The organism is Advenella sp., assembly GCF_052108595.1.
Classification (GTDB): Bacteria; Pseudomonadota; Gammaproteobacteria; order Burkholderiales; family Burkholderiaceae_B; genus Advenella.
Map to the genome: position 1 here is coordinate 1 of NZ_JBQEAU010000130.1, position 11,799 is coordinate 11,799.

Consider the following 11,799-nt stretch of genomic DNA (forward strand, 5'->3'; position numbering starts at 1 on the left):
CAGACGGCGACGAGCCCGGCAAAGTACCCTATATTGGCAAGGTCGCAGCCATTGGAGGCGCAACCACAGGCCCGTCTGGAACCAGACTGGGCCTGTTGCATTTGCGCACGGTATTGTCAGGATTGGGCATGTTGGTATTGCCATCGGTCATGGCGATTCCCTTTGCCGCCAACGCATTTGATGAAGCGGGTCTTTTGCAAAGCGAAGAGCAGCGCTCGGCAGCTGAAGCACTCGCGCTGTCCCTGGTCAGGACGGCGAGCGCAGTGGGCGTTACGTCGTGAGGGTGATAGCAGCAGGCTGGTACACCTTTTTCACATAGCGCATGAAATGTGCCAGATCAGGCGTTGTGCGTTGCGGCACCTTGGCCAGATCATCCCATCGGCGCAGACGCAGTGCGTCCTGGGCGTGAGGGCGTTGCTGGAATTGTTCAACCTCTGCCTGGCTGAACGGGCCACCCTGCAGACCCAGGCTGTGCACCGAAGCAGGCGACAGCGTCCCGAAATAATCTGGGTCAATGGCGCACAGGCAGCGCTTGGCATCGACGTGCATTTTGACCGGTTCAATGACCGATTCCGGAAACCCCGGCTGCAAAAAAGGCACGGCGGCCAATTGATGGCGATGGTCGACGCCCGGGAATGCATTATCACGCTCCTGATTGCGCGCTTCCAGGATGTGGCCCAGGTCATGCAACAGGGCTGCGGCAATCAGCGAATCGGCAGCGCGCTCGGTCTCGGCAAGACAGGCCGCTTGCAGGGCATGTTCCAGTTGCGTGACTGCCTCGCCGTCGTACAATGAGGCGCCATATTGCTCGTACAGCGATTGAATGTCTTCGGGAGTAAGTGGCATGAAAGTTCCTGTTTTCGGGTAAAAAGCACCAGCATATCCCCCAAAAATGACAGACGGTTGACCAGGTGCCACAAATGATGCCTGAGCGAATCATCCGTTGTGGACAGGTCCAGTATTTGTAGGCGAAACCTTCTTGACTGCCCTAATGCGAAACGCTGCCGGAAAATACATTGATGACGATGACACCGGCAATAATCAGGCCGATGCCCAGCAGTGCGGCTCCATCAAGAGATTGCCCGAACCAGATCCAGCTGATCAGCGAGATGAGCACGATGCCGGCTCCCGACCATATTGCATACGCAATACCAGTAGGCATCGTGCGCAAGCTGAGCGACAAAAGGTAAAACGCAGCGGCGTATCCCACAATAGTGATGATTGAAGGAACAAGCCGTGTGAAGCTCTCGGACGATTTAAGAAAGGAAGTGGCAAGCACTTCCATGACGATCGCGCCAGCCAGATATAAATAGGTGAAAATCATCGTGATGAGCGCCCACCTTGGTCAGGGCCCACTTTTTCTTCGACCAGGGCAGTAAAGCCAGCCGCATCACCATAGTAGCGCTCGTGCTGCAGTTTTTCGAGCACATCGTCCTTTTGAATCACAAAGGCCGGGAAGCCTTGTGCGCCGGCATAATGCATCAGCGTGAGCGTGCTGTCCAGATGCGCCTGGATATTGTCATTCAGTATGTCGTGATAAGTCCTGATAAATAACGCAGGCTCAATCTGCAGCGACTGCGCCAGATCTGCCAGCACATCTTCCTGGACGACGGCGCGGCCTTCGCGGTAGTGTGCATATTGGATGGCCTGCAACATGGCTGATTCACTGCCCGTAGATATCGCGCCTACCGCAAGAATGGCCGCAATGGGTGGCAAGGAGTCATAAATGGTATCGTCGCGGGCGAGCAATCCGTCTAGATAGGGCTGGCCAAAAATCTGGCCGGTCATGCTTGCGATACGCGCGTCGGCCTGGCCAATCTGGACCCGTTTGCTTTGTGGCAGCGTCATGCGCTGGAACAGCCCGCCCGCATGCATTTCAAATGCAATTTTCTCGCGCACGGGAGAGGCAAGAACGCGTTCAAGCAGGGGCTCGGCGGCATAACACCAGCCGCAAAGGGGATCATAAATATAGTGCAGTGTGATTTTCATGGCGAGACCCTGTAAATAGGTGGCAAATCGCTGAGCAGATCGAAATTTACACAAATGAGCCAATTGGCACTAGACTAGTCATACGGTCCTCGTGCCTTGCTAATGTGGGCGATACTGCGTGAACGATTGTATTTCATTCGCAGGCGGGGTATTTGACGTTTGGAAAAATAATATTATCAGGGAGAGCGGGATGGACACCATCCAGAATCAATATGAAGCCGTTTATCACTCGGACGAGACAACCCGGTTGCGCCAGGATCTGGCGCTGGCCTTGCGGGCGGCTGCCTTTCATGATCTTTCGGAGGGCGTCTGCAATCACTTTAGCGCCGAGGTGCCCGCCTGTGCCGACTGGTTCCTGCTGAATCCGCGCGGCTTCCAGTGGTCTGAAATACAGGCCGAGGATATTGTCATGGTTGATGCCGATGGCAATAAATTGTGGGGCAAACATGAAATTGAACCCACTGCATTGTTTATTCACGCTGCCGTACATCGGATTGCACGCAAAAAATGTGTGCTGCATACGCATATGCCTTATGCGACTGCACTGACGCTGACCGAGAACGGCGGGCTGGATCCGCTGCTATCGCAAAATGCGATGCGGTTCTACAACCGAATCGCTGTCGATCGTACCTATAACGGTCTGGCGCTGGATCACGCCGAGGGCGAGCGCATTGCACATGCCATGAATGGCGCCGATGTTGCGTTTTTGACGAATCATGGTCCGATAGTCTGTGGTGAAAGCGTCGCTTATGCGTACGATGATTTGTACTATCTGGAGCGCGCTGCGCGCGTGGAAGTACTGGCGCATTCATCGGGCTTGCCGTTAAAGCCGGTGGAGGAAGACAAGGCAGCACTGGCGGCCAGCCAGATACAGCAGGAACGGCTGCAGTCTATGTTGTTCTTTGAGTCGCTGCGCCGCTTGCTGTAAGCGCTTAGGGCCGACGGCACCGGTCAGCAGGCCGGCAAACAGATGCCAGAAATATTTGTCCGACCTGAACACGGCGCAGCAAGCGCAGACGCCGCCCGCCATCGGGCGGTTTTATTTGCTTATCCGCCTGCCCAGCCACCCGTTGATAAGTTGTGCGATGTCCTGATTGTTGTTATCCATCATCATGACATGTGAATTGCCCCTGATGCCGATCTCAGGCAACGATAGCACCGTCGTGCCGGGGACGGCACCGCAAAACGTCAGGATTTTTTCCCTGAGCAGTTGCCATCTGCTGTCGGTATCCATGTTGTCGCCAAGCACCATCAGCGTGGGCGTTCGGTAGTCTGCGCGGCTGATATCGGGTATGCCGGCCGGCTCGATGGCCACCAGTGTCCGGACCCGTTCCGGATGCCTTGCGGCAAGTTGCAAGGCAAGCGGCCCGGCCTGGGAATGGCACACAATGCTGGCGGCCCCTAGTTGGCGCATTAGTGCTTCAAAGGCAGACAGGATGGCTTGGTCGGTATGGGTCCAGCGCGGGACCATCTGTTTTGCAAACTGGTCAAAGGCGTGTAGCGGGAAGCGTGTATTCGGGTAAGCCGTTCGTCTTGTCGGGTCGCGATCATAACTGTCAGCCCGATCTCCGATACGGAACCTGCTGTAGATATCATTGACGGTCTGGCAGACTGGCTTTTCAGGCCAGATTTGCGGCCAGGGGGCAAATCCCGACCGGCCTCGTTCCACCGCATCACATACATAAACATCCCAACCATGGCGAATGAAATAATTGACCCAGCCTTCGCGCCCATCCGGCGTGGCTTCCCACGCCGCGCCGGTCATGCCGCCGCCATGCCAGAATACAAGCGGACCCTTGCCGTTGGGCTTTTCAGCAAGAAAGTACTGCACGTACATTTGTTCAATCGAATACGTGCCGTTCAGATTGATTCTGACCGGTTCCCCACCGGCGCTCATCACACGTTCATATTCCGGTTGATCGTGCAGTTGCACGGTGCGCCCGCCAATATGAAACGAACCCATATCTCTGAGGCCGATTGCGGGTTTGTGCGTTTCTTCGCTCATGTAACTCTCTTTGTCATGCTCTCCGGCACCGTGCGTTGGAGTGGCGGCAGGCCTACTTGGCCGTGATATTGTTTTCTTTGATCAGCGTGGCAATCTTGCTGGTTTCAGATGTGATGAAGTCGGCAAGCGCCTGCGAGGTTCCGCCGGCAATATCGACACCAAGGTCCGTGAATTTCTTCTGGATTTCGGGATCTTTGAATGCGGCATTGAAGGCGGCATTCAGCTTGCTTATGTTCTCCGGTGGCGTGCCGGCAGGCGCCAGCAGGCCAAACCAGGGCGTAATCAGCATATTTGGGTACCCCGCCTGGGCAAACGTAGGCACGTCGGGGATAGCAGCAGAGCGTTCCTCGCTGGCCACGGCAAGCGCATTCAGGCGGCCGGCCTTGATGCTTGCCAGCGAGGCGGGCAGGTTGTCGAAGTACATGTCGACCTGGCCGCCCAACAGATCGCCGGCTACCTGGCCCGCTCCCTTATAGGGGATGTGAGCGATCTGGATACCGGCTTCGCGCTTGAGCATTTCAATACCAATATGGGCAGAGCCGCCAATGCCTGATGATGCCGCATTGATTTTGCCGGGGTGCGCCTTGGCATAGCTTACGAAATCCTGCACGGTTTTTGCAGGTATGTTTTTCGGATTGGTCACCAGCACGCTGGGAACAGTGCCAACCATAACGACGGGCGCAAATTGCGTTTCAATATTATAAGGCGCCGGTTTGTACAGGGAAGGTGCAACCGCACAGCCATAGGCGCACATCACAAGTGTGTATCCGTCGTTTTTTGACCGGGCCGCTGCCTGTATACCTATGGACCCGCCGGCTCCCGCTTTGTTTTCTATGACAATGGGCTGTTCAAGCTGTGCCGACGCTTTCTCGCCCATGATGCGGGCAAGAATATCCGGCGTACCTCCCGCAGGGAAGGGCACGACGATGGTAATGGTGCGCGCCGGAAATGATTCAGCCTGGGCCTGGTTGACGGCAAGCGCCGAGGCAACAAGCGTAGCTGCAATTGTGAGGGCATTTTTCCCTGTGATGTGTCTCATGTCTGGTTCCTTTGTGATCGTTCAAATTGAACAGCAGATGCCCCTGTTGCGGGGCTCGGGCACGAACGGGGCCGGGACGGCCTTGTCAGGCTGATGTGTCAGGCAGTGTTCGAGGCTTATTGTCGGAACTCATTCTAACAACCCGGGTATTATTTATATAATGATTTATTATCATGATTTGCATATCAAAAATGCTATGGATAATTACCCATCACATCTGAAAAACCCGTTCCCGGCTTTGCGTCGCCTCAATTTGAGTCTTTTACTCACATTCGACTCGCTGATGCAGACACTGAGCGTGACCGAGTCGGCGATGCGGCTTCACAAAAGCCAGCCCGCAATCAGTCGCGAATTGGCCCGCTTGCGCGTGCTGCTGGATGATCCGCTGTTCGTGGTGGTAAAAAAAAGGCTGGTGCCCACGGAGCGCGCAATCGATCTGTATCGTGCGTCACATCAGGCCCTGACCGTACTGGAAATCGCGGCAGGCAGCGGGCAGCCGTTTAGTCCGGCGGCGCTTAGCGGCGTGATCAGTATTGGCGCTGCCGCCCATATTGAGTTGCTGCTGGCTGCGCCATTGACCATTGCCCTGCAGAAGGCAGCGCCGGGTCTCACTGTTCGTTTTCAGCCCGTACACGGCGATTTTGTGCCGGAGGATCTGGATTCAGACAGCATGGATCTGGCTATCGGACTGTTTCAGACGCCGGGCGCCCGGTTTCGACACAAAACGCTGTTTGAGGATGAACGGGTTTGCGTGGTTTCGTCAGCCCACCCACTGGCCCGGCGTGACCAACTGACTTTGGCGGATCTTGCACAAGTCAAATGGCTGGCGTTCTCTCATATGTACGGCAGACAGACAAACTTTACCCGGGCGCTCAATGATATTGACTGTGATATGCCCTTTACCGCATATGTGTCGAACTTCGGGCTGGCCCCGCATTTTCTTCTGGAAACAGACTATGCGACTACCATGCCAAAGCGCATCGCCCGCAAGTACCAGCAATATTACGATCTGACGCAAATTCGCCTGCCAGAGGTGCTCAGGCAGGCGAATATGGTGATGGTATGGAGCGAGAAGAACGAGTATTCGCAATTGAGCCGGTGGCTGCGCGAAACAACGGATCACATCATTGCAGGGCTGCCCGACACTTAAAAAAGCAAGAGGATGCAGCTTGTCTGCGGCCGCAAGGCTTATCGGTCGCCGCCGGTTGGCCGCCGCGCACCGGCCGAGACTGTTCAGCTGGCGCAGGCAATCGGCATGACCGGCGCTCTTTCCCTGCGTATGGCGACTACTGCAATCAGCAGACTGGCGATTGGCATCAATGCCGCCACATAGGGAATCCATGGCAGGCCGCCATTCTGAGCAATAACCATGCCGCCGGCCCAGGCGCCCAGCGCATTGCCCAGGTTGAAGGCGGCAATGTTCAGGCTGGAAACCAGGCTCTGGTCGGCATTGGTAATTTTACCAAGTACCCACATTTGCAATGGCGCAACGGTGCTGAAAGCAGCCACCCCAAACAGTCCAACTGCAATCACGGCAGGAATTTGATACTGGAAGGCCCATGGCATGAGCAGGAGCACCGCAGACAGGGCAAGCAGGCTTACGATCACGGTCGTTTTGAGGTACTTGTCAGCAAGTCTGCCTCCCAGCAGATTGCCGATGACCAGCCCGATCCCAAACACAACCAGAATAGGCGAGAGCGCGGTTTTATCAAAGCCACTGATTTGCGTGAGCAACGGGGCGATATAGGTGAACACGGCAAACACACCGGCAAACCCGAACACGGTTGTCATCAAGCCCGCGATCACGCTGCCATTGGCCAGGCTGCGTACGCTGGCGCGCCAGTTGTGATCGGAACCCTGCGCCCGGGTGCTCGCCGGAACATAATGACGAATGACAAAGAAGGACAGAATGCCAATGAGCGTTACAGCCCAGAACGTGGCGCGCCATCCGTACATCTGGCCCAGGAACGTGCCAAACGGCACACCCAGAATATTGGCGGCAGTCAGCCCGGTGAACATCACTGCGATCGCCGAGGCCTGTTTATCCCGGGCTACCAGTCGGGTTGCGACGACCGAGCCGACACCAAAAAACGTCCCATGAGCAAAGGAAGTGAGCACGCGGGCGAACAACAGGAACCAGTAATTGGGTGCGAGGGCACAGGCAGCGTTACCCAGAATAAAAATCACCATCAGAACCAGCAATGTGGTTTTGTGGGGCAGTCGTCCCGTGGCAATGGTAAAGATGGGCGCGCCCACCACAACACCAAGCGCGTAGCCTGATATCAACGTGCCAGCAGTCTGGACAGGGATCATCAGGTCGTTGCCTACTTCAAGCAACAAGCCCATGATCACGAATTCGGTTACGCCGATTCCAAAAGCGCCGGCCATTAATGCATAAACAGCAATAGGCATGATAAATCCCGATAGGTAGATGAAAGCAGGCTTATTATTGCCTGCCCGAACCTGGGGAAACAGCCTGTCTACGGCAAATGATTTGTGCGCAAAATTCACGAATTGCCGGTTTGGCTGTGGCAGCGCGCACGGCAGCGATGTTGCTGCGCCTAGCGCAGAACCGTGTGCTCGGTCAGAAAGTCCAGAAAAACCGCGACCCGGCGTGGCATCAGGTCGCGTTTACCCATGAAGACCGCGTAGAACGACTCAGACTCCTGGCTGTTGTACTTATCCAGCACCTGGACCAGCTCGCCACTTTGCAACTCCTTGTCCACGATGAACCGGGTCAGGCGTGCTAGCCCAGCCCCTTGCATTGCCAGATGCTTGAGCGACATTCCGTTGTTGACCTTGATCTGCGCATCGATGCTGACCTGCAGCGCCTGGCCGTCTTTTTCCATACGCCATCCGCGAAACGAACGCGACAGGTTCAAATCGAGCTTGTGATATCGCGTCAGGTCTTCGGGTTGTTGCGGCATGCCATGCTTTTGCAGATAGGCCGGAGCAGCAACGATGACGCGGGGCGATTGCCCCAGTTTGCGTGCGTAAAGATCGGAATTGCTCAACTGGCCGGCGCGAATGGCGACATCTACGCGCGCGTCGTACATATCTACTACGTCGTCCGTCAGGTCAATATTCAGCGTGATGTCTGGAAATTGCGTTTGAAATAAAGGAACCAGCGGCAACAGGATCAGTTCGCCAAAAGGCACGTTGGTGTTGATGCGCAGCGGGCCCGAGGGCAGGGTATCCAGCGTCATGCCCGCTTCGATGTCATCCAGCTCCGAGAGCAGGCATTTGCTGCGGTGAAAAAAAGATTCGCCTGCAGGCGTAAGCGACAGCTTGCGCGTGGAACGGTTCAGCAGCGTCACCCGCAGGCGCGCTTCCAGCCTGGCAACAGCCTTGGATACTGCCGAAGGGCTCATGCAGAAGTGGCGGGCGGCCAGGGAGAAGTTGCCCGCCTCGATGGTGGCCACAAACAGTTCCATTTCGACAAGCTTGTTGCCCTTGGGTGCAGATGACATATGAATATTGTTCACAAATGTTGTGATTGCTGGTGTCTGGATTGTAAAGCATGCACGCCGCATACTGCATGCAAGCACGAAATCACGGTTGTCACAGCGATAGCCGGCAGATAGCACGGCTTTCGGGATGCCTCAATGCCGTTGCTCGAGTTGCGGTCTGGCGCACCGCATGTATGCCGAAATTGTGCAACGGGCCTTTGCCGTTGCCATGCACTGCCTATTGCGCTCTACCCATTGCATTCACCGTTTATACACAGGAGACTTCATTGAAATCAACACGCTATATACTGCTGACGGGCTTTTTGAGCCTGATTGCCTTTACCGCGCAGGCCCGGCAATGGGTGGCAAGCTGGCAGGCGAGCCCGCAGCCGGTGTGGGCACAGGACTTTGCTTTTCCTACCGGCATCCCGCAAGCGATACAGGATGCCACATTCACCCAGAATGTGATGATCAGCCGTGGTGGCAAGCGCCTGCGTCTGGTGATCTCCAATCGCTACGGCACGGCGCCGCTGGTAGTGGAGCAGACGACGGTCAGTCGCAAGACGGGGAACGCCGGATTGACCGATGCTCCGAAAACGGCCACTTTCAGCGGCAGGGCCGTTGTGACCATTGCTCCCGGCCAGCAGGTTATATCTGATCCGCTGGATATGCCGGTCGCGGATCTGCAGCAACTGCAAATCGCCCATTATGTGAAAGCGAAAATGGCATTGGAGACTTTTCATTGGGATGGTCGCCAGCAGGCAATGTTTCGCAAGGGAAACCAGACGCAAAGCCCGATGTCGGTTGCAGATCAAGTTCTGCACCGCACGCAGGCCCGGGTTTTTCTGACCCGCATCGACACTGAAAGTGAATCGCCGGCCTGTACCGCGGCTGTGCTGGGGGACTCCATCACTGATGGCAACGGTGTGCCGATAGACTCCAACACACGCGTGACAGACTATATGGCCGACACGCTGCGTTCTGCAGGGATTGGTGTGATCAATGCCGGCATTTCGGGCGCGCGCCTGCTTGGCGATAAAATGGGTGAGCATGCAATGGCGCGTATTTCACACGACGTTTTTGATGCGCCGGGTGTGACGACGCTGGTGCTTTTTATCGGAATCAATGATATCAGCTGGCCCGGGACCGCTTTTGCACCGACCCAGTCGATGCCCGCATTAAGTTCACTGCAGGCGGGATATCGCAAGCTGGCGGCGTTCGCCAAAAGCAGAGGTCTGCGCGTCATTGGCGTCACGCTGGCTCCGTTTCGTGGTGCGCTGGCTGGAACGCCGCTGGACAATTACTACGATGACCGCAAGAACCATCTGCGCCTGGCGGTCAACGCATGGATACGTGATGCCGGGGTTTTTGATGCGGTGGTCGATGCCGACAGGCTGCTGCAGGACCGGCACGACGCCACAAAACTGGATGCGCGCTACGACTCGGGCGACCATCTGCATCCGGGGCCGGCGGGCAATGCGGTGCTGGCTCAGGCGATTGCGGGGCAGATTAGTTCTTGCCAATGAGGCACATGTGTATAGTTCGGCTGCGCCGCCGCTTCAGGCATTTGTCATATTTATCGCCGGGCCTGTCCTGTTCGTGCGCAAAGCAAAGTACAATAATGCATCTGTAATATGATGCAGTACAAATGTGGGCTCGCTGGTTACTGGCGGAACTTTCCATGACAGCAGATGTCCATACCGTGCGCGTATGTTTCAATCCTCCAGGAGCAGCAAATGGAGCTGGACACTCTGACTCTGGCCCGAATACAGTTCGGGTTCACGATCTCATTTCATATTATTTTCCCTGCCATTACGATCGGGCTGGCCAGTTATATGGCCGTGCTCGAAGGCTTATGGCTCAAGACAGCCAATACCGTCTATCGGGACCTGTACCACTTCTGGTTGCGCGTGTTTGCGATCAACTTCGGCATGGGCGTGGTGTCCGGCCTGGTGATGGCTTACCAGTTCGGTACCAACTGGAGTTACTTTTCCGACTTTGCCGGCGGCGTGACCGGACCGTTGCTTACCTACGAAGTATTGACCGCATTCTTTCTTGAAGCGGGTTTTCTGGGTGTGATGATGTTTGGCTGGCATAGGGTGGGACCAAGGCTGCATTGGTGTTCCACCATTCTTGTCGCGATCGGAACCCTCATTTCCGCCACTTGGATTCTGGCCTCCAACAGCTGGATGCAGACCCCGCAGGGGTACGAAATCATCGACAGCCGCGTGGTGCCTGTCGACTGGTTTGCCGTCATATTCAACCCCTCTTTCCCCTATCGCCTGATTCACATGGTCATTGCGGCGTTTCTTGCGACTGCATTGATCGTGGGAGCGGTTGCTGCCTGGCACATGTTGCGTCGGAATGCGCAGCCCGCAGTCAAGAAGATGTATTCCATGGCGATGTGGATGTTGCTTGTTGTTGCCCCGATTCAAATCCTGGTTGGCGATTTGCACGGTCTGAATACACTCGAACACCAGCCGGCCAAACTGGCCGCAATGGAAGGGCATTGGGAAAACGGGCCGGATGGCGAGGGTGTGCCATTGGTGCTGTTTGGCTGGCCCGATATGGAGCGGGAAGAGACGCGCTTCAAAGTGGAAGTGCCGCGTCTGGGTAGCCTGATCCTGACGCACAGCCTGGACGGCACAATTCCGGCTCTCAAGGAATTTGCGCCCGAAGACAGACCCAACTCAACCATCGTGTTCTGGACATTCAGGATTATGGTGGGGCTTGGTATGCTAATGCTGCTGCTGGGCGTATGGGCATTGTATGCACGCTGGAAGGACAGGCTATACGACAGCCCGATACTGCATCGTTTCTCGGTTTATATGGGATTGAGCGGTCTGGTCGCCATTCTGGCTGGCTGGTACACCACTGAAATAGGACGCCAGCCGTGGGTTGTCTATAACGTCATGCGTACGGCCGATGCCGTTACGCCGCACAGTCCGCTGGAACTGGGCATTACGCTGATTCTGTTTATCGTGGTGTACTTCGTGCTGTTCGGTGCGGGGATTGTCTATATGCTTCACATTATGGCTCAGGGACCGCAACCCACTCCTCATCTGGAAATCGATGGTGGAGGACCGGGAGAGGGTCGTACACCGGCAAGGCCGCTGTCGGCGGCGACCGATACCGATGAAGAGTCGCGCACACCAACACCGGGAGACCGTCATGGGAATTGATATTTCGCTCTTGTGGGCTGTGATCATCCTTTTCGGAATCATGATGTATGTGATTATGGACGGCTTCGATCTGGGCATCGGGATTTTGTTTCCGCTCATGCCCCGCCGTGAAGACCGTGATGTGATGATGAATAC

General features: G+C 55.9%; 13 protein-coding genes. 6 read left to right on the forward strand and 7 right to left on the reverse strand.

The features are described 5' to 3' along the window. On the forward strand, positions 1-281 hold a 281-nt coding region (locus tag ACTIKR_RS18140), incomplete at its 5' end, for an NADPH-dependent FMN reductase (RefSeq protein WP_442328594.1). Here the strand turns inward: ACTIKR_RS18140 and ACTIKR_RS18145 are convergent. From ACTIKR_RS18145 to ACTIKR_RS18155, 3 genes are all read right to left on the reverse strand, one after another. Beyond that, positions 271-846 (reverse strand): phosphonate degradation HD-domain oxygenase, encoded by a 576-nt coding sequence (locus tag ACTIKR_RS18145; protein WP_442328595.1) that lies wholly within the window; start codon positions 844-846, stop codon positions 271-273. The genes ACTIKR_RS18140 and ACTIKR_RS18145 overlap by 11 nt on opposite strands. A gap of 142 nt (positions 847-988) precedes the next feature. Next, a complete protein-coding gene (locus ACTIKR_RS18150; RefSeq protein WP_226817144.1) occupies positions 989-1,324 on the reverse strand; it encodes an SMR family transporter in 336 nt (111 codons plus the stop codon). Beyond that, positions 1,321-1,989 carry a DsbA family protein gene (locus ACTIKR_RS18155; RefSeq protein WP_442328596.1) on the reverse strand — a complete coding sequence of 223 codons (669 nt, stop codon included), beginning with the start codon at positions 1,987-1,989 and terminating at the stop codon, positions 1,321-1,323. Before ACTIKR_RS18155 ends, ACTIKR_RS18150 begins: the two co-directional genes overlap by 4 nt. 190 nt (positions 1,990-2,179) lie before the next feature. Here ACTIKR_RS18155 and ACTIKR_RS18160 point away from each other — a divergent pair, with 190 nt between their 5' ends. Further along, a complete protein-coding gene (locus ACTIKR_RS18160) occupies positions 2,180-2,917 on the forward strand; it encodes an aldolase (protein ID WP_442328597.1) in 738 nt (245 codons plus the stop codon). A 111-nt stretch (positions 2,918-3,028) separates the two neighbouring features. Here ACTIKR_RS18160 and ACTIKR_RS18165 read toward each other — a convergent pair whose 3' ends face one another. After that, a complete protein-coding gene (locus ACTIKR_RS18165) occupies positions 3,029-3,994 on the reverse strand; it encodes an alpha/beta fold hydrolase (RefSeq protein ID WP_193089715.1) in 966 nt (321 codons plus the stop codon). 52 nt (positions 3,995-4,046) lie between these two features. Further along, entirely contained in the window at positions 4,047-5,033 is a 987-nt protein-coding gene (locus ACTIKR_RS18170) for a Bug family tripartite tricarboxylate transporter substrate binding protein (protein ID WP_442328598.1), read from the reverse strand. A gap of 196 nt (positions 5,034-5,229) precedes the next feature. Here ACTIKR_RS18170 and ACTIKR_RS18175 point away from each other — a divergent pair, with 196 nt between their 5' ends. Next, positions 5,230-6,183: a LysR family transcriptional regulator gene (locus tag ACTIKR_RS18175; RefSeq protein WP_193089713.1), complete on the forward strand. Its 954-nt coding sequence runs from the start codon at positions 5,230-5,232 to the stop codon at positions 6,181-6,183. An 83-nt stretch (positions 6,184-6,266) separates the two neighbouring features. On the opposite strand, the gene ACTIKR_RS18180 is transcribed toward ACTIKR_RS18175, so the two are convergent. Both ACTIKR_RS18180 and ACTIKR_RS18185 read right to left on the reverse strand, forming a co-directional pair. Then, on the reverse strand, positions 6,267-7,445 hold the full coding sequence (locus ACTIKR_RS18180; RefSeq protein WP_442328599.1) for an MFS transporter: 1,179 nt from the start codon (positions 7,443-7,445) through the stop codon (positions 6,267-6,269). Between the two features lie 149 nt (positions 7,446-7,594). Beyond that, positions 7,595-8,503, reverse strand: coding sequence for a LysR family transcriptional regulator (locus tag ACTIKR_RS18185; RefSeq protein ID WP_193089711.1), 909 nt, complete (start codon positions 8,501-8,503; stop codon positions 7,595-7,597). 266 nt (positions 8,504-8,769) lie between these two features. Here ACTIKR_RS18185 and ACTIKR_RS18190 point away from each other — a divergent pair, with 266 nt between their 5' ends. From ACTIKR_RS18190 to ACTIKR_RS18200, 3 genes are all read left to right on the forward strand, one after another. Next, on the forward strand, positions 8,770-10,008 hold the full coding sequence (locus tag ACTIKR_RS18190; RefSeq protein WP_442328600.1) for a GDSL-type esterase/lipase family protein: 1,239 nt from the start codon (positions 8,770-8,772) through the stop codon (positions 10,006-10,008). A gap of 210 nt (positions 10,009-10,218) precedes the next feature. Beyond that, a complete protein-coding gene (locus ACTIKR_RS18195) occupies positions 10,219-11,664 on the forward strand; it encodes a cytochrome ubiquinol oxidase subunit I (protein WP_193089709.1) in 1,446 nt (481 codons plus the stop codon). Continuing rightward, positions 11,654-11,799, forward strand: a 146-nt coding sequence (locus tag ACTIKR_RS18200; RefSeq protein WP_442328601.1) for a cytochrome d ubiquinol oxidase subunit II, incomplete at its 3' end; no start/stop codon positions are given. The genes ACTIKR_RS18195 and ACTIKR_RS18200, both read left to right, overlap by 11 nt.